The sequence below is a fragment of the Streptomyces sp. SM10 genome (genome assembly GCF_002910915.1).
In the GTDB taxonomy this organism is placed as follows: domain Bacteria; phylum Actinomycetota; class Actinomycetes; order Streptomycetales; family Streptomycetaceae; genus Streptomyces.
Map to the genome: position 1 here is coordinate 1 of NZ_NEUF01000132.1, position 19,372 is coordinate 19,372.

At 72.8% G+C, this 19,372-nt stretch carries 19 protein-coding genes; 8 read left to right on the forward strand and 11 right to left on the reverse strand.

Going from position 1 to position 19,372, the window contains the following annotated elements; all coding sequences use genetic code 11:
• Positions 1-1,296: LysR family transcriptional regulator (locus B9S57_RS20990; RefSeq protein ID WP_103517186.1), on the reverse strand; the 1,296-nt coding region annotated here is incomplete at its 3' end.
• A gap of 203 nt (positions 1,297-1,499) precedes the next feature.
• Positions 1,500-2,243: an SDR family oxidoreductase gene (locus B9S57_RS20995; RefSeq protein WP_103517109.1), complete on the reverse strand. Its 744-nt coding sequence runs from the start codon at positions 2,241-2,243 to the stop codon at positions 1,500-1,502.
• Between the two features lie 246 nt (positions 2,244-2,489).
• Between B9S57_RS20995 and B9S57_RS21000 the strand changes: the two genes are divergently transcribed.
• The 4 genes from B9S57_RS21000 to B9S57_RS21015 are packed head-to-tail and all read left to right on the forward strand — an operon-like array spanning position 2,490 to position 6,257.
• A complete protein-coding gene (locus B9S57_RS21000) occupies positions 2,490-3,722 on the forward strand; it encodes a cytochrome P450 (protein ID WP_103517110.1) in 1,233 nt (410 codons plus the stop codon).
• Positions 3,719-3,931 carry a ferredoxin gene (locus tag B9S57_RS21005; RefSeq protein ID WP_103517111.1) on the forward strand — a complete coding sequence of 71 codons (213 nt, stop codon included), beginning with the start codon at positions 3,719-3,721 and terminating at the stop codon, positions 3,929-3,931. The genes B9S57_RS21000 and B9S57_RS21005 overlap by 4 nt, the downstream gene beginning before the upstream one ends.
• Before the next feature lie 35 nt (positions 3,932-3,966).
• Complete coding sequence (locus B9S57_RS21010) at positions 3,967-5,271, forward strand: Cpe/LpqF family protein (RefSeq protein WP_103517187.1); 1,305 nt, start codon at positions 3,967-3,969, stop codon at positions 5,269-5,271.
• Complete coding sequence (locus B9S57_RS21015; RefSeq protein ID WP_103517112.1) at positions 5,268-6,257, forward strand: EamA family transporter; 990 nt, start codon at positions 5,268-5,270, stop codon at positions 6,255-6,257. Before B9S57_RS21010 ends, B9S57_RS21015 begins: the two co-directional genes overlap by 4 nt.
• On the opposite strand, the gene B9S57_RS21020 is transcribed toward B9S57_RS21015, so the two are convergent.
• From B9S57_RS21020 to B9S57_RS21040, 5 genes are all read right to left on the reverse strand, one after another.
• Positions 6,209-7,240, reverse strand: coding sequence for a GNAT family N-acetyltransferase (locus tag B9S57_RS21020; protein ID WP_103517113.1), 1,032 nt, complete (start codon positions 7,238-7,240; stop codon positions 6,209-6,211). The two genes, B9S57_RS21015 and B9S57_RS21020, sit on opposite strands and share 49 nt — an antisense overlap.
• Positions 7,237-8,940 (reverse strand): ABC transporter substrate-binding protein, encoded by a 1,704-nt coding sequence (locus B9S57_RS21025; RefSeq protein WP_103517114.1) that lies wholly within the window; start codon positions 8,938-8,940, stop codon positions 7,237-7,239. The genes B9S57_RS21020 and B9S57_RS21025 overlap by 4 nt, the downstream gene beginning before the upstream one ends.
• Positions 8,937-10,100, reverse strand: a complete 1,164-nt coding sequence (locus B9S57_RS21030) for a GNAT family N-acetyltransferase (RefSeq protein WP_103517115.1) — start codon at positions 10,098-10,100, stop codon at positions 8,937-8,939. The genes B9S57_RS21025 and B9S57_RS21030 overlap by 4 nt, the downstream gene beginning before the upstream one ends.
• Positions 10,097-11,386, reverse strand: a complete 1,290-nt coding sequence (locus B9S57_RS21035; protein WP_103517116.1) for an ATP-grasp domain-containing protein — start codon at positions 11,384-11,386, stop codon at positions 10,097-10,099. The genes B9S57_RS21030 and B9S57_RS21035 overlap by 4 nt, the downstream gene beginning before the upstream one ends.
• Before the next feature lie 305 nt (positions 11,387-11,691).
• On the reverse strand, positions 11,692-12,153 hold the full coding sequence (locus tag B9S57_RS21040) for a DUF5709 domain-containing protein (RefSeq protein WP_103517117.1): 462 nt from the start codon (positions 12,151-12,153) through the stop codon (positions 11,692-11,694).
• A gap of 383 nt (positions 12,154-12,536) precedes the next feature.
• On the opposite strand from B9S57_RS21040, the gene B9S57_RS21045 reads away from it, so the two are divergent.
• Genes B9S57_RS21045 through B9S57_RS21060 form a run of 4 tightly spaced genes read left to right on the forward strand, consistent with a single transcriptional unit; the run spans position 12,537 to position 16,735 of the window.
• Positions 12,537-14,333, forward strand: coding sequence for a diacylglycerol kinase family protein (locus B9S57_RS21045; RefSeq protein WP_374935972.1), 1,797 nt, complete (start codon positions 12,537-12,539; stop codon positions 14,331-14,333).
• A 1-nt stretch (position 14,334) separates the two neighbouring features.
• Positions 14,335-15,288, forward strand: coding sequence for a YihY/virulence factor BrkB family protein (locus B9S57_RS21050; RefSeq protein WP_103517119.1), 954 nt, complete (start codon positions 14,335-14,337; stop codon positions 15,286-15,288).
• Positions 15,289-16,074: a phosphatase PAP2 family protein gene (locus B9S57_RS21055; protein ID WP_103517120.1), complete on the forward strand. Its 786-nt coding sequence runs from the start codon at positions 15,289-15,291 to the stop codon at positions 16,072-16,074.
• A gap of 34 nt (positions 16,075-16,108) precedes the next feature.
• On the forward strand, positions 16,109-16,735 hold the full coding sequence (locus B9S57_RS21060) for an alpha-ketoglutarate-dependent dioxygenase AlkB (protein ID WP_103517121.1): 627 nt from the start codon (positions 16,109-16,111) through the stop codon (positions 16,733-16,735).
• Between the two features lie 179 nt (positions 16,736-16,914).
• Here B9S57_RS21060 and B9S57_RS21065 read toward each other — a convergent pair whose 3' ends face one another.
• The 4 genes from B9S57_RS21065 to B9S57_RS21080 all read right to left on the reverse strand — a co-directional run.
• The gene (locus B9S57_RS21065; protein WP_103517122.1) at positions 16,915-17,322 is read right to left on the reverse strand and encodes an SHOCT domain-containing protein; all 408 of its coding nucleotides are present in this window, start codon (positions 17,320-17,322) and stop codon (positions 16,915-16,917) included.
• Positions 17,323-17,391: 69 nt separating this feature from the next.
• Complete coding sequence (locus B9S57_RS21070; RefSeq protein WP_103517123.1) at positions 17,392-17,886, reverse strand: FBP domain-containing protein; 495 nt, start codon at positions 17,884-17,886, stop codon at positions 17,392-17,394.
• 50 nt (positions 17,887-17,936) lie between these two features.
• Positions 17,937-18,437 (reverse strand): NUDIX hydrolase, encoded by a 501-nt coding sequence (locus B9S57_RS21075; RefSeq protein WP_103517124.1) that lies wholly within the window; start codon positions 18,435-18,437, stop codon positions 17,937-17,939.
• Positions 18,438-18,502: 65 nt separating this feature from the next.
• Positions 18,503-19,372, reverse strand: an 870-nt coding sequence (locus tag B9S57_RS21080) for a hypothetical protein (RefSeq protein WP_103517188.1), incomplete at its 5' end; no start/stop codon positions are given.

The following is a 19,372-nucleotide window of genomic DNA, read 5'->3' on the forward strand; positions in this document are numbered from 1 at the left end:
GAAGGCGGCCAGCCGGGCCAGGAACTGCCGGGTCGGCGCCGTGAGGTCCGTACCCCTCGAACTGCGCAGCAGAAGTCGTGCTCCCAGGCGCAGTTCGAGTCGGTGGATGCGCCGGGTGAGAGCCGACTGGCTGATGGAGAGGACGGCCGCGGCGCGGTTGATGCTGCCGTGGTCGGCCACCGCGCGCAGGAGATGAAGGTCCTCCACGTCGACCTGCACCGACTCGTCGGGCAGCGCCGGCGGGGCCTGGAGGCCGAGGGCGGCGGTGGTGCGGCGCTCCAGACCCGCCCGTTGCTCACGCAGCCACTCCGCCCACCAGGGATCGTGGAGCATCTCGCCGTGGTGCCCGGCGAACCTGCTCAGGCAGCGTGTCGTGAGCAGGGCGGCCAGCTGCTGGGCCAGTGCTCCGGGGACTACGGCCGGATCGACCAGGAGCCCGGCGGCACGCCGTGGACGCTCCACCAGTGAGCGGCGCACCAGCGAGGGCGCGAAGACGGCGGGGCAGGCGGGCGATCCGAGTCCGATCGCGTCACCGCGCCGCAGCATCCCCCGCGCCACGGACGCCCCGGTGACCTGGATGCGGGCGGGCGGGGTGAGGCCGGCGGACTGGTAGACCCGGCTCACCAGGACCTCCCCCCGGGGCCCGGCTTCCGAGACCCAGTTCTCCTCGCTCAGATCGGCGAGGGAGACCGTGTCACGGCCCGCCAGCGGATGCCCGACGGGCAGTGTCACCCAGAGCGGGTCGTCCAGGACCTCGTACGTGCGAACGGTGCGGTCGACCGCGTGGGAGAGTGCGTCCAGGCCCCAGGTGTGCGCGGCGTCCACCCGGTAGCCGTCGAGCTGGCGGAGCACCTGGAGCGGTGTGTCGTGACTGACCGACAGGAGGATGCCCAGGGTGTCGGCCGCGTCCTCGACCAGATCCTCCATCAGGGGTTCGGCTGTGGCGATGTTGAGGATGCGGGGGGCGTTGAGCGCCTCGGTCCCACGCCCGTAGATCTCCGTCTGCACGGCCTGGTCGACCTGGCGGAAGAACCGCCGCCCGGCCACGAGCACCCTGGCGCCGTCCTGGCTCAGCCGCGCGGCGGGGGCACCGCGCAGCGTCAGCCGCAGCCCCGTGGCCTGGTCCAGCCGGTCGAGCCGGCGCTGGGCGGCCGGCGCTCTCAGCCCCGCCCTGCGGGCCGCTTCGGCGAGATCACCGCACTGTCCGATCGCATCCAGCAGCCGCAGATCCGGACGCGAGAAGGGCAACCGGGTCAACCGGCCGGGAGCGGAGGGCACATGTATCGCAGAAGGCACGGACGGCTTCCTTACGGTTATGGATGACGCCTCTTCTTCACCTGTGACGGCCTGTTGCGGCTCACGTTAGGCAGGCGTTCTCTTCTTCCGCTCCTCTCACTTCTCTCGCCCCGGAGCGGCTCCCGGACGGCCCCCTGGACCGGCCCCGGGCAGCACGACGGCGGGCGCCGCGCAGTGCGGTGCCCGCCGGGGAAGGACGTGGCTCAGGCCTGGTCGGTGGGGCGGATGAAGATCTCGTTGACCGTGGCGTGCGGGGGCGCGGTGACGGCGTACAGGACGGCGTCGGCGATGTCCTCGCTCTGCAACTGGCGTATTCGGGCGACACGTTCGGTGATCGCCGCCTTGGACGGCGCGTGGGTGATGTGGTCGCGCAGTTCGGTCTCCACGGTGCCGGGCTCGATGACGACCACCCGCACGCCGCGCTCGGTGACCTCCTGGCGCAGCCCCTCGCTGAAGCCGTTGACGGCGAACTTGCTGGCGTTGTAGACCGCGCTGCCGCGGCCGACGACACGGGCGGCGATGGACGAGATCTGGACGATCGTGCCCTGGTTCCTGATCAGTTCCGGCAGGGCCGCGTGGGTCATGTACATCAGACCCATGACGTTGGTGTCCATCATCCGGGTCCAGTCCGTGGTGTCGGCGTCCTCCACCGGACCCAGCAGCATCAGCCCGGCGTTGTTCACCAGGATGTCGAGCCGTCCGAGCGTGTCCAGGGCGGAGCGCACGGCGGCCGCCACGGCCTGCTCGTCGGTGACGTCCAGGCCGATGACCTGGACCGTGGCGCCCTTGGACTCCAGCTCGACGCGCAGCTCCTCGAGGCGGTCGGCGCGGCGGGCGGCGAGGGCGACCGAGGCCCCGGCCGCGGCGAGGGCATGGGCGGTCGCCCGGCCGATCCCTGAACTGGCTCCTGTGACGAGTGCGACTTTTCCCTCTAGCGATGAACTCATGTGGTCCTCGTTCTCGGGGTGTTGGGCCGAAGCTGGGATTCGGCCATCAAACGTCCGACGGTACGGCGCGCCGACCGTAGCAGCCGGGCGGACGGCAGGTGAACGGCTCCCGGCGGCCGCTGTTATGTGCGTTCGTGGCTGGTTATGCAGGTCGGGCCGCCCCGAAGGGGAGGCCGCGACGCGGGCGGTGAGGATGGGGCCGCTACTTCACGTCGGCATGCCCGTGCAGCGATAGGTGGGACCCCCATGACGCAGGACGCAGCATCTCCGAAGGCGACGGCCGCGCCGTCCTACCCCATGGAGCGCGTCTCCCCGATCGATCCGCCGCCCCCACTCGCCCTCCTGAGGTCAGGCCCCGCCGCGAGCCGCATCACGATGTGGGACGGCAGCCAGGTGTGGCTGGTGACGGCGCACCCGCACGTCCGCGCCGTGCTCGGCGACCGCAGGTTCACCGCGGTGACCAGCGCCCCCGGCTTCCCGATGATGACGACCACGTCCCCCCTGGTGCGGGACAAGCCCCATACCGCCTCCTTCATCCGCATGGACGACCCCGACCACTCACGCCTGCGGTCCATGCTCACCCGCGACTTCCTGCACGGCAGGGCCGAGGCGATGCGGCCGGTGCTGCGCGAGCACCTGGACGAGATGCTGGCCGCGCTGGTCCGGGGCGACCGCCCCGTGGACCTGGTGCGCGGGCTGACGATCCCGGTGCCGTCCCGGGTCATCGCCCTGCTGTTCGGTGTGTCCGACGAGCAGCGCGAGCTGATCGAGAACCGTGCGGGAGTCCTCATCGACCGCGGCTACCCGCCCGCGCAGGTCGCCGCCGCCCGCGACGAGCTGGACGGCCTGTTGCGCGACGTGGTCGAGGAGCGCATGCGGATGCCGGAGCCGGGCGACGACCTGCTGAGCCGGCTGGTCGTCGACCAGGTGCGCACGGGGAAGCTGACCGTCGAGGAGATGGTCCCGATGTGCCGGCTGCTGCTGGTGGCCGGACACGGGACGACGACCAGCCAGGCCAGCCTCAGCCTGCTGAGCCTGGTGACCGACCAGGGGCTGTCCGACACGCTGGCCAAGGACCCTGAGCTGCTGCCCAAGGCCGTCGAGGAACTGCTGCGTTACCACTCCATCGTGCAGAACGGGCTCGCCCGTGCGGCGCTGGAGGACGTGGAACTGGGCGACGTGACGATCCGCGCCGGCGAGGGCGTCGTCGTGTCGCTGTCCGCGGGCAACCGCGACGCATCGGTCTTCCCCGACCCCGACACCCTGGACCCCCAGCGCGACGCCCGCCGCCATCTCGGCTTCGGCCACGGCATCCACCAGTGCCTCGGCCAGTGGCTGGCCAAGGTGGAGCTGGAGGAGATGCTCGCCGCCGTACTGCGCTGGATGCCCGGCGCCCGACTCGCCGTCCCGTTCGAGGAACTCGACTTCCGGCACGAGGTGTCCAGCTACGGCCTCGGCGCGCTCCCGGTGACCTGGTGAGCGGCGCCCGGCTGACCGTGGCCGTGGACACGGACGCCTGCTGCGCGATGGGCCGGTGTGCGGCGACGGAGCCGCAGGTCTTCGACCAGGACCCGGACACAGGCACCGTGGTCCTGCTCCAGACCGAACCACCGCCCGGCCTGCACGAGACCGTCCGGCTCTGCGCCGAACTCTGCCCGTGCACGGCCATCACTGTCACCGAGGACTGACACCACCGGTCGGCAACGGCCGTCGAGGAGCGATGATGATCGATCTGCCCGGTTCCGACGTCTCCGTCCACCCGGACGCGCAGGCCTCGCTCGACGCGGACGGCACTCCGCTCGGGCGCCGAACCCGCTGGGCCGTGGAACTGCTCACCACCCGCGAGGCGCCCCGGGAGGAGGACCTGTCCCGGAACTTCGTCCCCGTCTTCCTCGCCCGGCACCCCCGAGGCTTCGGGGCGGTGCTCGAACAGTGGCGCGGACTGGGCCCGTTCACCGTCACCGACTACCAGCCGGTGGCCCACAAGTCCTGGGTCACCCTGACGGGTCCGGCCGGGGTCCGCTCCACGCTGTCGCTGACGCTCGACTCCTCCGGGCTGATCCGGGTACTGCACCTGGGGCCCGAGACGGTGACCCCTCCGGTGCACGCGTGGGAGGACCTGGAGCGGGCGCTGGAACAGCCAGGGGTGACCTGGTCGGCGCTGGTGACGCGGACGGACGGCGCTGCGACCGAGACGCTGTACGCCAAGGACGCCGACCGGCCGATGCCCAACGGCTCCTCGTACAAGCTCTACCTGATGCGGGCGCTTGCGGAAGCGGTGGCCGCGGGCGCCGTGGGCTGGGACGACGAGGTGACGGTCAGGCCGGCCCTGCGCAGCCTGCCCACCGGCGACATGCAGGAGCTGCCCGACGGCACCCGGGTCTCCGTGCGCGAGACGGCGTACAAGATGATCGCGATGAGCGACAACACCGCCGCCGACCTGATCCAGGACCTCCTGGGCAGGGAGGCGGTGGAGAGGGCGGTCGTGGCGGGCGGACACAGCGATCCGTCGCTGCTGCGGCCGTTCCTGACGAGCCATGAGGTCTTCGAGATCGGCTGGGGCGCACCCGGGATCCGGGCCGAGTGGGAGGCCGCGGACGAGGCGGGCCGCAGGAGCCTGCTGGAGCGGATCGCCGGCCCCATGACCGTGCGCGGCTCCGATCTCGGACCGACCGTCCACCGGCTCGGCCTGGACTGGCACATGAGCGCCTGGGACGTGGCCAGGGTCCTCGGCGCCCTGGCCGACGACGGGACGGCGGACACGAGCGGGGCCGTCGACGCGATCCTGACGGCGTACCCGGGCATCCCGGTCGACGTGGCCCGCTGGCCCCGTGTGGTGTTCAAGGGCGGGTCGTGCCCCGGCGTGATGATGTTCTGCTGGCTGCTGGAGGACCCCGACGGAGTCCGGTACACGCTCGTGCTCCAGCAGTGCGCCGACGACCAGAAGCTCATCGGGGACGGCCAGTTCCTGAGGGGGACGGGCGGCCGGGTCATCGAGTCCGGTCTCCTCTCCGGTACCTCCCGGTGACCGCCCGGGACCGGTCGCTGGCCGTGCTGGTGGCCGTGCTCTGGGGGCTGAACTTCCTCGCCGTGCGGGTCGGCCTCGACCACTTCCCGCCCTTCTTCCTGGCCGCGCTGCGCTATCTGGTGCTCGCGGTTCCCGTGGTCCTGTTCGTGCCCCGCCCGGGGGTGCCGCTGCGCTGGCTGCTCGGATACGGACTCGGCTTCGGCGTCGCCCAGTTCGGGCTGCTCTTCCTCGCCATCGAGCAGGGCATGCCCTCCGGTCTGGCGTCCGTGGTGGTCCAGGCCTCGGCGCCCTTCACCGTGCTGCTGGGGGCCCTGCTGCTGCGTGAACGCGTCACCGGGCGGCAGCTGGCGGGCATCGGGCTCGCGGTCGCGGGGATGGCCGTGATCGCGGTGGACCGCGCGCGCACGGCACCGCTGCTGCCGCTGGTGCTGACCGTGCTGGCCGCGGCCGGCTGGGCGGTGGGCAACCTGGCCAGCCGGCAGGCCAAGCCGCAGTACCCGCTGCGGTTCGCGCTCTGGATGGCGGTGATCCCGCCCGTGCCGCTGCTCGCGCTGTCGGCCGTGATGGAGGGGCCGGGCACCGGATGGCGGGCGCTGGGATCGGCGTTCGGCCCCGACGGCTGGCCGAGCCTGGTCGCGCTCGTCTACATCGCGGTGCTGGGCAGCGTCGTGGGATCCGGGATCTGGACGGCCCTGCTCAAGCGCTACCCCGCAGGAGTCGTGGCCCCGTTCTCCATGCTCGTGCCCGTGGTCGGCATGGCCGGCGCCTGGCTGGCACTGCACGAGCGCCCCAGCGGATGGGCGGTGACCGGCGGTGCCGCCGTGGTCGCGGGGGTGCTGCTCGGCACGGGCTGGCTGCCCCGCTTCCTGCGGGAGCGCAGGAACGCGACGGCCGTCCCCCGCGTCCCGGAGGAGGGCGGAGGACGGCCGTCGGGCGGTCAGACCGCGGGGGCGACCGGCGCTTCCCAGGAGACGAAGCGCTCCTGAGGGACGAAGCCCATCGCCTCGTTGAGGGCGATCATCGGGCGGTTGTCGTCGGCGTTGGCCGTCTCGATCAGCTTCACCAGGGGCTCGTACTCACGCACATGGGCGAGATTCGCGAGCTTCATCAACAGCCCCAGGCCGTGGCCGCGGTGCCGGGCGGCCACCACCGTCATGCCCTGGAGGAGGTGCTCCGGATTGCCGGTGGTCTTGGAGGCGCTGGTGAAGCCCGCGAGTTCACCGGTCTCCTCGTGCACGACACCCACGTGGTACGCGCGCCGGCCGCGGCCCACCCGCATCCGCTCGTAACGCCGCACATGGCTGGTACGGACCGCCTCCGGGCCCTGGTCCCAGGACTCCGGCCCACTCGCGCCGAGCGACTGCCCGAGCTCGGACACGGCGACCGCGAACCCGTCGGGCGTGATCGTCCCCCACCGCTGGAGCCGGTAGCCGGCCGGGACCTCCGGGATGCCGCCGGCCAGCGGGTCGTGCCGGGCCAGGTCGAGCCACTGGTGGACGCCCTCCGGGCCCTCGGCGGGGGCGGCGCCCACCGCTGCCGCGAACGCGGCCGGGCCCCCGTCCCGGGCCGGCCCGCCGGGCAGCGCCTGGACCAGGTCGGCGACCAGGAGGGTGCGGCCGTGCTCCCCCGCCAGGGCACGGGCCCGCCGCACGAGGGCGGTCCCGATCCCCTGCCGGCGCTCCTTCGGGGCCGTCAGCAGCTGGTCGACGACGGCGACGGGAGCTCTGTCGGGGAGGACGAGGCGGACCGCGCCGACGGCCTGGCCGCCGAGGAAGGCGACCTCGCCGGCCAGGACGGTGTCCGGCGGCGCGAAGCGCACCGAGCCCACCAGGTCGGCCGCGCAGGGCGGGGCCGCGGAGAGCGGTACGTCGTCCGCGCCGTCCGTGGTCAGCCGGAGCCAGGCCTCCAGCGTGGCCGGGTCGCCGGCGTCCAGCGGGACGAAGCGGAGATTCGCTGCTGCGTCGTTCATACGGTGTCGGTCTCCCGGTCGGTGGGGTGTTCGGTGACGCCCATGGCCTGGATGTCGTACAGGCCGAAGGCGGGGTGGACATAGACGTTGGTGACGCGGGGCCCCCGGTAGTGCAGGGTCTTGTCGTGGACCAGCGGGAGGATGACCGCGTGGTCCATGACCCGGCGCTCCACCTCGCGCCACAGTCCGGCGCGGGTGGCGGGGTCGGCGGTGTGCAGCCCGGTGTCGATGAGTTCGTTGACCTTCGGGTCGTCGAGCTCCGCGATGTTCCAGTTGCCGCCGCCGGGCCGGATCAGCCGGCCGTCCACCAGAGGGGCCAGGAAGCCGTACTCGGTGGGGAAGTCGGCGCCCCAGTCGGTGACGATCAGACCGAGGCCGTGCTCGCGGATCGTCTCCGGCGACCCCGCACCCCGGCTGAAGTACGTCGCGACGTCCAGTTCCTTGACGGTCAGCCGGATGCCGACCCGGGCGAGCGACTCCACGACCGCGTCGGCGACCAGCCTGAACTTGCCGCGCTGGGTGCCGATGACGGCGTCGAAGCCGTCGGGCAGCCCGGCGGCCCGGAGTTCGGCCCGGGCCGCGTCGAGGTCACCGCGCAGATCGGGCCCGGTCGGGTAGCGGTCCAGCGGCTGGTGGGCGGGGAGCCGGGGCGGGAAGAGAGCGGTGGTCAGGTCACCCCCGGTGACCGGGCCCCCGCGGGCCTCCTGGAGCAGGATCTTGTCGGCCGCGTAGTGCACGGCCCGCCGCACGTGCACGTTGCCGAAAGGCGGGATGTGCGGCTGGAGGGAGACGAAGTGCAGGAAGCTCGTCTTCGGGTTGTCGGTGCGTGAGCGCAGCACCGGGTCGTCGGCCAGCCGGTTCTGGGCGGCGTGCTGGAGGCCGCGCCCCTCCAGGTTGATGTCGAACTCCCCGGCCGTCAGGCGCTCGTCCATCTCGTCGTGACCGAGACCGATGGTGACGTCCACCCGGTCCGGCAGGGCGGGATGCACCGGATCGGTCGCCCGGTCCCAGTGGGGGTTGCGTTCCAGCAGGAGCCTGCTGCCCGGACGGTGCTCGGCGACCCGGTAGGGCCCGGTGCAGCGCGGGTCCTCCCCGTAGCGCGCCCCCGTGTCGGCGTGCCGGGGCACCGGGGCGACGCAGGGCTGTGCCATCAGATGGTCGAAGTCTGAGAACGGCGTCCGCAGCCGGAAGACGATCGTGCGCGGGTCCGGGGTGAGCACGGAGGGCAGCCCGTCACCGCCCTCCCGGTAGGGCCCGGCGTACGGGCGGTCCGGGTCGTCCAGGAGCGGCACCAGGTAGGTGGGGCCGCCGGGGAGCACGTCCTGGGCGAAGATCCGCTGCACGGCGTACCGCACGTCGGCCGAGGTCACCGGTGTGCCGTCGTCGAAGAGGACGCCCTCGCGGAGCCGGTAGGTCCACGTCCGGTTGCCGTCGCTCGGAACTCCGGGCGCCTCGGCGAGATCGGGTACGGGCACCAGGCCGGCCGGTCCCGGGTCGGTGGGGTAGGCCATCAGGGTGCGGTTGAGCAGCCGTTGCAGCAGCCACACCCAGACGTAGTAGGTCCTCGCGGGGTCCAGGGAGTCGACGTCGGCCGACGAGACCAGCCTCAGTGTGCCCCCGCGACGGCCGGAGGGGGCGACCGTCGCCCCGACGGCGGCGTTCCAGCCGCCGCCTTCCTCGAGTTCGGTGGCGGCGCTCATCGTGTGGTCGTCTCCCGGTCGTCGGCGGGCGCGCCCGCGGTGCCTTCGGTGCGGCCCAGCGGCAGCAGGTAGGAGCGCTGTTCGCTGACCGAGCAGCCGCGGGCCAGCTTGGCCTTGACGCTGCCGATCCCGGCATGCAGGACGGTGGCGCCCTCCTTGGCGGCGGCATCCAGCACCTGGTAGTAGAGGACGTCGTAGTAGAGCGGCAGCCTGCCCTGGGCCTCGTAGTCGAACCCGGCGCGGTGGCCGTACCACTGCTCCTCGCCGCGGGCCCGCGACCGCAGCACCATGCCGAAGCCGATCACGGTGCCCCGCTGCCGGGCCACGGACACCAGGACGTCATCGCCCATGATCTCGGCGATCCGGCCGATCATGCGGCCGGAGCCCTCGTCGCTGGCCGGATTCCCGTACTTGCGCAGGAGGTTCGCGTCGAGCTGCCCGAGGCGGGGGGCGAGCGCCTGGGTGAGCGGTTCGACGTTCACCTCGACGCCCGCCTCCGCGAGCGCGCGCCGCTCCAGGCGCACCCGCCGGCGGCGGTGGGCGCTCATCTCCTCGACGAACTGCTCGAAGCCGCCCGTCGGGATGTCCAGCCAGGCGTAGTGGTCGGACGGATGGTGGCGGTAGCCCCGCTTCTCCAGCAGGGCGACCAGAGCGGTGTCGCGCACGTCGACGTGCGGGAAGCAGACGGTGGCCGCTCCCCGGTCCACCGCCATCCCCTCCGCCCTCTCCAGCAGGGCGGCCAGGTCGCCCTCGGCGGCCTCCGGGGAGGCGAGGGCCCGGGTGCGGCCGAGATGCCGCCCTCCGCAGACCAGCGAGGGCAGCAGGCTGTCAGGATCGCCCCCGGCGACCTCGCGCAGCACCCCCGACGCCTCGGGAACCTCCTGCTCCAGGGCGCGCTTGAGCATCGCGTCCGGCCGGGCGAGCAGCCAGGCGACCGAGGTGTCGGCCCAGGCGGTGACCAGCCCGGCCACCGGGACGCCGCCCCGCTCACGCACCAGGAAGTCCATCGCCGTACCGGAGTTGTGCTCCTGCACGGTCAGCCACCGGGGAGTCTGGAAGAAGTCCTCCGCCCCCAGCAGCGAGTTCCAGCCCGCCTCGTCCAGACCGGCCGCGGCCGCGACGGGGCGTACACCGTCCGGCCCCGCGGTATACGGGCTCACCGAAGGTCTTCCTCGACGACGAAGTCCAGCAGGGCGGCGGCCTTGTCCGCGAGCTCCTGGGCGGCCACCCGGTCGGGGCCGTTGCAGTACGTGAAGCCGACGCAGGAGGAGTTGTCCATGCGCTGGAGCAGGTGGTCGCCCTTCTCGACGTGCAGCAGCACCTGGACGTTCTCCACGGCGGCCGCGGCCTCCAGCCCGTCGACGTGCGACAGGGTTCCGCGCCGGGAGGGGTAGATCATGCGCACGGCGGCGCCGCCGCGGTGGACGACGGGCTCGATCGGCGGGGTGACGCCGATGGTGAGCAGCCAGGCGTCCAGGATCGGGCTGCGGCCGGTCACGTCGGTCACCAGCATGGTCATGCAGCTGGACGGGGTGCGCGGGTTGGCCTCGATGATCCGCCAGCCGGACTCGGTGCGCCGGACCTCGGTGTGGCAGGGGCCGTGCCGGTAGCCGATCATCTCCAGCGTCGTGCGGACCACGTGGTACAGCTCGTCCCGCTCGTCGTCGGACAGCGGCACGGGGAAGGTGTGCCCGCACTCGATGTAGAGGGGGTCGCCGAAGAGGTCCTTGGAGGTGACGCCGAAGACATGGGTGTGCCCGTCCACGGTCATCGTCTCGACACTGACCTCCTCGCCCTCGACGTACTGCTCCAGCAGCACCTCGCCGCTGCGCGGCTGCCCTCGCAGGCTGTGCCGGACGGCGGAGAGCTCCTCCCAGGCCTCGACGAGACCGGCCATGTCGTCGACCCTGCGTACCCCGTAACTGATCGCCTCCGCCGGGGGTTTGGCGATCATCGGGAAGCCGAGCCGACGGGCCGCCTCCTCCAGCTGGCCCCGGTGGCCGACCAGCACGTGAGGGATGTTGAACGGCTCGTCGCCGAGGGCGATCCGCAGCTGGTCCTTGATGTTGGCGGTGCGCACGGCGGCCGGGTCGGGGCCGGGCAGCCCGAGACGGGCGGCGGCCTGCGCCGCGAGCTCCGTGTGGTAGTCGGAGAACGAGGTGATGCCGTCGACCAGGGGCGCCCCGTCGTCGCCGGTGACGACGCCGAGGACCGCGTCGAGGTCGGTGGTGTCGACGTCGATCACCCGGTCCACGATGGACAGCGGGTGGGTGTCCCAGTCGTGTCCGTGGGTGTACCAGGACCGGTCACCCGTCAGCATCCACACCTCCAGGCCGTGTTCCTGCGCCTGCTTCAGGCCCAGGACGAAGGGGTGGTTCTGCATGTGCTCGACGATCGCGATCCGTTTTCCGGCGAACCGTGCGTAGTCGGCCAGAGGTGTTGTCATCGGACGCCTCCCGTGTGGGTGATGTGCAATCGACCGGTTCCGGGTTCTCGGGGTTCAGTTGAACCGCCACCGGGCCGGCCGTGCCATGCATCGGGAGGCAGGACGCATAGGCGGCGGACGAGGCGCATAGGAGGGCCGGGGACGCCCGGGAGCGCCCGGCCCGGCGCCGGCGAGCACGCGAACAGCGCAGACCGGAATCGGGGGCCGGGGGAGCACACGACGACGCGGAGGCGGAACCGGAGCGCTCCGGTTCCGCCTCCGACGGGTCACCCACGGGGCCGCCCGGCACGGGCGTGCCCCCGGGCTCAGGTCCCGTCGTCGTCCTGGATGTGCACCGCGGCCTCCTCGGCCGAGGCCGCGCCCCCGTCGATGCCGACGTCCCGGCCCAGCACCCGGTTGTTGCGCACAGGGCTGCCGGGCTCCTCGTCGGCGACGGCGACGCGTCCGGCGCGCTCGTCCCCGGCGTCGTCCTCCTCCGGGCCGTTGTCCTCCGGCCCGTCGTCGGTCCCGTCCGTCAGGGGGTCGCGCTCGGGCACCTCCTGCGCGAGGCGCCGGTCGAGGGACTCGCCCTCCCGCTGTTCCTCGCCGGTCGTGCCGTACTTCGACACGCCCAGGGGCTTCTCCGGCGGGGAGTACCCCGTGTCCAGCGTGTCGTCGAGGTCCGGCTCGTCGATCACGTTCTCCGGGTCGAGGTCGTCCGTCGGCCGGTTGTCGCTGTCCGAACCGTCCGGCTGGTAGACGTCGTCACCGCGTCCTTCTTCCGGCATCGGATCGCTCCTTCCCTTGAGGTAGGCCGTATCCGCCGTCGCCCGTACCGGGCCCGGCGGCTTCGCCGCTCTCCTGCCCGAAGACGCGCGGGTCAGTACTGCGGTCCTCCCGCCGGCCGGCCGTCCTCCCCGCCCGTGCGGCCCGGCTGCCGGGCGGCGCGGAAGGCCTGGTCAGGCACCGCGTGGTCGTACCCCGTCGGCCCCGGCAGCTTATGGCCGATCCGCAGCCGCTGCGACCGGGAGAGGACCCGGCCCACGCCCCGGAACCGGACCGTCGGCGCAGGTTGCAGGTCTGGAGGCGCGCGGAGGGGGCAGACGGCGAGACGCCGGGAGCAGCCCCGGCCCACACGTAGCCCGAGGGGCACCGAAACGACGGGAACGCCATGCCGACCGACATACCGGACAGACGCAGGGCCTTCACCGGCGGGCACGCCTCCACCGTGCCGCCGCGTCCCGACGGGCGCGTGCCGTCACCGGAGCCGCGTCCCGAGGGGCGAGACCACTCACCGCGGCCCCCGGCAGGCACGGAGCGCCCTGACCGGGCCCCGGAGACCGCCGGCGGGATGGGCAGGGCTGTGGGAGTCATCGCGTCGACGGCCGTCTGCCAGGCCGCCCTGATGGTGGGATTCGGGCTCCTGATCACCGGTCCGGCGGCCCGGGTGTGGCCGCTGACGTCCGAGGACCAGGTCACCGACGCGCTGGAGCGCGCCCGCACGGGCACCCTCGACACGGTGTCCCTGGTCGCCTCCGAGGCCGGCAACACGGTCACCGTCGTCGCCGGCACCCTCCTCGCCTGCCTCGTCCTGCTCCTGGTCCCCCGGCTTCCCCGGTGGCGGGACGCCCTCTTCCTCTCGGTCGCCGTATCGCTCCAGGCCCTGGTCTTCCTGGCCGTCACCGAGGCGGTGGACCGCACCCGGCCGGACGTCGACCGGCTCGATGCCTCGCCCCCGACCTCCAGCTACACCTCAGGACACACCGGGGCGGCGACCGCCCTCTACGCCGGGCTCGCGGTCCTGGTCCTGCACCGGACCAAGGGCCCGTGGCGCAGGCCCGTCGCCTTCCTGCTGCTGCTCGTCCCCCTGCTCGTGGGGGCCGCCCGGGCGTACCGGGGGATGCACCACCCGACGGACATCGCCGGGGGCCTGCTCAACGGCGGGCTGTCCCTGCTGGTCGTCGGCCGCGCGCTGCTCACCGGACCGCATGTGCCCGCCGCCGCGCCCGCCTCCTCGGCCCGTCCCGAGGACCCGGCGCCCCTCGCGCCCGGCCGTACGGCGGTGGTCTTCAACCCCACCGTCACCGGCGAGCGCGACTGCGCCGAACTGCGGCGGGTGCTCGACGAACACGGCCACCACGGGGCGGAGTTCGTGCCGACCACGGCCGACGACCCGGGGGAGGGCCAGGCCGAACGCGCCGTACGGGACGGAGCCTCGCTCGTCGTGGTCTGCGGGGGCGACGGCACCGTCCGTGCCGCCGCGGAAGCGCTGGCGGGCACGGGGATTCCGCTCGCGGTGGTGCCCTGCGGCACCGGCAACCTCCTCGCCCGCAACCTCGGTCTTCCCGCGAAGCCGGCGCAGGCCCTCGCCGCCGCGCTGCGCGGCGCCGTGCACCGCATCGACCTCGGCCGGATCGAGGGCGACGGGATCGCACCCGCGCACTTCACGGTGATGTCCGGGGCGGGGCTGGACGCTGCGATGCTGGAGAGCACCAGCGACCGCGCCAAGGCCCTGATCGGCTGGCCCGCCTACGTGATGGCGGGCCTGCGGGAGCTGCGCGCCCCCCGGATGCGCCTGACCGTCGGCATCGACGGGGCGAGGCCGCTGCGCCGCAGCGCCCGGATGGTGCTGATCGCCAACACCGGAAAGGTGCAGGGGGGCGCTGCCCTGGTTCCGGCGGCGCGGCCCGACGACGGCCTGCTGGATCTCATGATCCTCGACCCGCGCGGACCGGGCGGCTGGCTGAGCGCCGTCGTCTCGCTGCTGCGCCGCCGTCCGGAGCGGGAGACGGGCCACACGGGCCCGGCCCCTTCCGTGGAGTACTTCACCTTCCACCGCGCGGACCTCCGCTTCGACGCCCCGCAACAGCGCGAGCTCGACGGCGACCCGGTGGCACCGGGCCGGCGTCTGAGCGCCGAGGTCAGGCCCGGCGCGCTGACCGTGCTCCTGCCCGCGCGAGGAGAGTGACATGGGCACCGCCACACGGGTCCCGCAGACCCGCGACATGGCAGGCAGCGAACTCTCCGGCGACGAGGCACTGGCCACCCTGCGGCGCTACGGCCGCTGGCCGCTGCTCCGCGACTCGTTCGTCCGCTTCCGCTACGCCGACGGCTTCAGCCACTCCCGCGCGCTCGCCCTGCAGACCGTGCTGGCCGTGGTGCCTCTGGTCATCGCCTTCGTGGGACTGTCCACCGCCCTGCACACCGAGGACCTGGGCAGGGTGGCGCAGCTGACCATCCGGCGGATCACGGAGGGGCCCAGCGCCGAGGTCGTCGGCGACGCGCTGGACGGCAGCAGCAGCCGGGCCGGGGACGGGGCGAAGCTGGCCCTCTGGTTCGGTCTCGTCTTCTCCCTGACCAACACCACCACGGCCATGTGCCAGATCGAGCGCGGCGCCAACCGCATCTACGGGGTCGAACGCGACCGGGTCTTCCACCTGAAGTACCTGCGAGGGCTTGTGATGTCGCTGACCGCGGGCATCCCGCTCGGTATCGGCTTCATCGCGATGGTGGCCGGAGGCGACCTGGTGGCGGCGGTGGTCGACGTGTACGACCTGGGGCCCGGGGCACAGTCCGCCTGGGACCTGCTGCGCTGGCCCGCCGGGGTGGTCCTCGTGCTCCTCTCGGCGAGCGCCATCTTCCGCCGCTCGCCGAGGCGCCGGCAGCCGGGTTACACCTGGCTGGCCTTCGGCGCCGCCGTGTACCTGGTGCTGTGGACCACCCTGACCTGGCTGCTGAGCCTCTACCTGGCCGTCAGCGGCTCCTTCGACACCGTCTACGGCCCGCTCACGGCGTTCATGTCGCTGCTGCTCTGGGCCTATCTCACCTCCATCGCCCTCTTCCTCGGCCTCTCCTTCGCGGCCCAGTTGGAGGCGGTGCGGGCCAGGCGGCCCGGTCCCGTACAACCCGACCCAGGAGCCTGAATGCCCGCGCGACCCGCTGTCCCCACCCTGCGACGGAGGCGAAAGGACGCCGACCGCCGCTTCGGCATCAGGCTGTTCGGTTCCGCCGCGGTCGCCGCGGTCACCGCGGTCCTCTTCGGCCTCCTGCTCGTCCTGGTGGAGAGCGGGTGGCATCCGCTACGGCGGCTGGACGCCGGCGCGGCCCGGTGGCTGAACCGGACCGCCCTCGACCACCCGGCGTGGACGGGCACCCTGCGGTTCTTCTCCGACGTGGTGTGGGACCCGGTGACGCTGCGCGCCGCGGTCGCCGTGCTCACCCTCTGGCTGCTGTACCGCCGGGCCTGGAGGCTCGCCGCGTGGTCCGCCGTCACCGCGGTGGCCGGCGGACTCATCGGCCTGCTGGCGAAGGTGGTGGTCGAGCGGGCGAGGCCCTCCCTCCCGGATCCGGTGGCGCACGCCCCCGGCTACTCGTTCCCCTCCGGCCACGCGATGGCGGCGACCACCTCCTTCGCGGTCCTGCTGCTCGTGCTGCTGCCGATGGTGCGCCGCGGCCTGCGGCCCCTGTGCTGGGCCGTCGCGGTGGTCTCGGTGCTGGGCGTCGGATTCACCCGTGTCGCGCTGGGCGTCCACTGGTTCAGCGACGTGGTCGGCGGCTGGATGCTCGGGCTCGCGGTGGTGGCACTGACCGGCTGGTCCTTCGAGGCGTGGCGGGCCGACGCCGGTCTGGGCAGGACCGAGGTGGCCGAGGGGCTCGAGCCGGAACTGAGCGGCGAGGACCCCGAGGAACCGCACGCCTCCCAGCGGTAAGAACGTTTGTTCTAATCATTGGTAGGCTTGTCCCATGTCCGCTCCTCTCCAGGGTTCGCTGTTCGACCAGGCCGACCGCCCGCACCTGGGCCGTCTCTCCGGGGTGCGCAGGACGGTCCTCGGTGACGGGGCCTGGATCGACCTGCTGCCGGGCTGGCTGAGCGGGGCGGACGCGCTCTTCGCCGAGCTCGCGGACGGTGTGCCCTGGCGGGCCGAACGCCGCCAGATGTACGACCGGACGGTCGACGTGCCCCGCCTCCTCGCGTTCTACCGCGCCGAGGACACCCTGCCGAGCCCCGTGCTGGACGAGGCCCGCGACACGCTGTCCTCCCACTACGGCGACGAGCTGGGCGAACCCTTCACCACGGCCGGGCTCTGCTACTACCGGGACGGGCGCGACAGTGTCGCCTGGCACGGGGACCTCACCGGGCGCAGCTCCCACGAGGACACGATGGTCGCGATCCTCTCCCTCGGCGCCCCGCGGGATCTCCTCCTGCGGCCCTGCCGCGGCGGCGACACCGTGCGCCGGCCGCTGGGCCACGGCGACCTGATCGTCATGGGGGGCTCCTGCCAGCGCACCTGGCAGCACGCCGTACCCAAGACCGCGCAGGCGCGGGGGCCGCGGATCAGCGTCCAGTACCGCACCCGCGGCGTGCGCTGACGCCGTACGCGCGGTCCGGACGGGCCCGCAGGAGGGGCCGCCGGGACGGACCTCCACGGCCAGGCCGGTCGGGGAGGGCCCGCGACGGTGACCCGCTTCTTCCCGGTCCGGCGGCGTCCGGTCCGCACGTGCGTCTGCCGCCCGGCTCGAGCGAGCCGGGCGGCAGACGCACGTGCGGATCAGACGAGGAGCTTGGCCTTGGCCTTCTCGTACTCCTCCTGGCTGAGGTGGCCCTTGTCCTTGAGCTCGGCGAGCTTGGCGAGCTCGGTCACATGGCCGCCACCGGCTCCCTGGCCGTCCTCCGGGCGGGCGGCCTGCTGTACGTACTTCCGGAAGGCCTCTTCCCGGTCCTCGGCCTCTTTCACGTCGCGCCGGCCCATGCTCTTGCCCCTGGCGATGAGGTAGACGAGTACACCCAGATAGGGCAGCAGGATCACGAAGACGATCCACCCGGCCTTGGCCCAGCCGCTCAGCGAGTGGTCCCGGAAGACGTCCGTGACCACCTTGAAGAGCAGGAAGAACCACAGCACCCAGAGGAACACGTACATCATGGTCAGGAAGAGGTTCAGGAGTGGATAGTCGTCCATGGGGCTACTCCGATCGCACGGGCAGTCCCCTATTCGTACATCTGCTAACGAAACATCGCATTTCCTGGATCAGGCCGCCAGCAGGTCGAGGAAGGCCGAGAGCTTGTTCCTCGTCCGTTCGATCTGCTGTTCCACCGTCAGGGACTCCTCGAAGCGCCCGCCGGGGGCGGGGGTCTTCTTTCCGCGTACGTAGAGCGAGCAGTCGAGGTCGGTGCAGAGGTAGATGCCGACCGAGTTTCCGTCCCGGCCGGCCCGCCCGCGTTTGCGGGCCGTCATCAGGGAGACGCCGCTGCCCGGGTGTGTGGTCAGGCAGACCGAGCACATGCTCCGGTGCAGGAAGCCGCGCTGCTGGGACGGGAAGCGGAGCGTGACGCCGACGAGCTCGCCGCGGAGTTCGGTGACGACATAGCTCCGGTCGGGCGCGGACAGGTCACGCCAGCCCAGGAAGTCCAGATCGTCCCAGCGGCGCTCGTCGAGGTCCCGCGGGAGCGGCAGGCGCTTCGCCTCCCCCTTGGAACAGTTGACGAACGACGCCCGGATCTCCTGCTCACTGACTGCTCTCATGGCATCGACGCTAACTCTGCCTATGAGGCCTAGGCAAATAATTATTGAACCTAGGTCTGTGCCTGGGGTGAGGCGATCCGCAGGAGATGGGCCGCCGGATGGCCGATGGCGAGATCGGGGCGCCAGGCGGCCAGGATCTGGGCCGACGGATCGAACAGAGGGCCAGGGAGATCCTCGGGAACGGTCCACCGCCAGGCGCTGATCAGGTGCGGCTCGGTGACCCGGGGGTCCGCCGCCTCCACCCTCACCAGTGCGGCCATGCTGATCCGGTTGATCCCGCCGACCACGTCGTGCAGCATCGCGAAGACGTCCACGTCCTCCTCGGGCACGCGCAGACCGGTCTCCTCGCGCAGCTCACGGGCGGCGGCCGCGGCGACCGACTCGCGCGTCGGGTCGACCTTCCCGCCGGGCAGCTCCCAGGTGCCGTCGCGATGCCTGCCGAGCAGGATCCTGCCCTCCCCGTCCTGCACGACGACGCCGACCCCGAACGCGGCCTGGGCCAGCGGCGGACGGGTGTTGCGGGTCGGGGTGTTCGCGGAATCGGTGGCCATGCGCTGCTCTGCTCCCGGCTGGTCGGTCGATGGTCGTCGAGGACGCCGTCATCCTCACACGGGGCTCACGCGACCAGGTTGAGCGAGGTGTCCGAGACGCCCAGGCGAATGGTCTGGCCCCAGGTCAACTCCAGTGCGTCGGACTCCATCCCGTCGCCGAACACCACCATCCGGTCCGACTCCACGGTGAGCCTCAGCCCCTCCCGGCGGCCCAGTTCGCCCGCGACCATCGAGGTGCCGGTCGCCGGTGAGGGCCAGGCCTCGCGCACGAACCAGACGAGCCGTGGATCCGACGGCGCCGGAAGGGGCGGCGGGCCCTCGCGTTCGAGCCAGAGGGAGCGCAGCCAGCCGGTGGATCCCGTTCCGGTGCCGACCAGGACGCCCGACGACGCCTGGGACTCGCCTGCGGAGGCGGCGCCGTCGGGGCCGATGCGGTAGCGGGCGGTCTGGTGGCCGGGTGATCCGAGATAGATCTCGTTGAGGGCGAGCAGCCGCTGTGTGTCGTCGGCGACCGCCTCGGTCATCGTGAGCGCGTCCACCCGCCCGCCGGGGGTGACCGCGGCCCGGCACAGCGCCGCCGTGTCGCGGGCCCGGTGGCGGACGAGGACGCCGGGGTTGCGCCCGGGGTCGGTGTCGATGCCCACGACCGGCTGGCCGGACAGGTACTTCGCGGCGTTGGCGACCAGGCCGTCCTGTCCCACGACGACCACCACGTCCTCGGGGCCGAAGAGGAAGCGGTCGAGGCCGGCACGCTCCACCCGGGTCCGCCGCCACCGCAGGGGCACGGCGGCGGCCACCTCGGTGAGAGCCTGCTCGTGACGCCGGTGGCGCGCGGCCACCTCCTCGATCGACCGGCCGCGCGCGGCGAGCACGAACGCGGCCTGTCCGTGCGTGCCGTGCCGGGCCAGGAGTTCCTCGTACTCGGTCGTGCGGTG

Coding starts and splice junctions, on each gene's coding strand:
- B9S57_RS20995 (WP_103517109.1), bottom strand. CDS start 2,243: ATGAGTTCATCGCTAGAGGGAAAAGTCGCACTCGTCACAGGAGCCAGT.
- B9S57_RS21000 (WP_103517110.1), top strand. CDS start 2,490: ATGACGCAGGACGCAGCATCTCCGAAGGCGACGGCCGCGCCGTCCTAC.
- B9S57_RS21010 (WP_103517187.1), top strand. CDS start 3,967: ATGATCGATCTGCCCGGTTCCGACGTCTCCGTCCACCCGGACGCGCAG.
- B9S57_RS21020 (WP_103517113.1), bottom strand. CDS start 7,240: ATGAACGACGCAGCAGCGAATCTCCGCTTCGTCCCGCTGGACGCCGGC.
- B9S57_RS21025 (WP_103517114.1), bottom strand. CDS start 8,940: ATGAGCGCCGCCACCGAACTCGAGGAAGGCGGCGGCTGGAACGCCGCC.
- B9S57_RS21035 (WP_103517116.1), bottom strand. CDS start 11,386: ATGACAACACCTCTGGCCGACTACGCACGGTTCGCCGGAAAACGGATC.
- B9S57_RS21040 (WP_103517117.1), bottom strand. CDS start 12,153: ATGCCGGAAGAAGGACGCGGTGACGACGTCTACCAGCCGGACGGTTCG.
- B9S57_RS21045 (WP_374935972.1), top strand. CDS start 12,537: ATGCCGACCGACATACCGGACAGACGCAGGGCCTTCACCGGCGGGCAC.
- B9S57_RS21050 (WP_103517119.1), top strand. CDS start 14,335: ATGGGCACCGCCACACGGGTCCCGCAGACCCGCGACATGGCAGGCAGC.
- B9S57_RS21055 (WP_103517120.1), top strand. CDS start 15,289: ATGCCCGCGCGACCCGCTGTCCCCACCCTGCGACGGAGGCGAAAGGAC.
- B9S57_RS21060 (WP_103517121.1), top strand. CDS start 16,109: ATGTCCGCTCCTCTCCAGGGTTCGCTGTTCGACCAGGCCGACCGCCCG.
- B9S57_RS21065 (WP_103517122.1), bottom strand. CDS start 17,322: ATGGACGACTATCCACTCCTGAACCTCTTCCTGACCATGATGTACGTG.
- B9S57_RS21070 (WP_103517123.1), bottom strand. CDS start 17,886: ATGAGAGCAGTCAGTGAGCAGGAGATCCGGGCGTCGTTCGTCAACTGT.
- B9S57_RS21075 (WP_103517124.1), bottom strand. CDS start 18,437: ATGGCCACCGATTCCGCGAACACCCCGACCCGCAACACCCGTCCGCCG.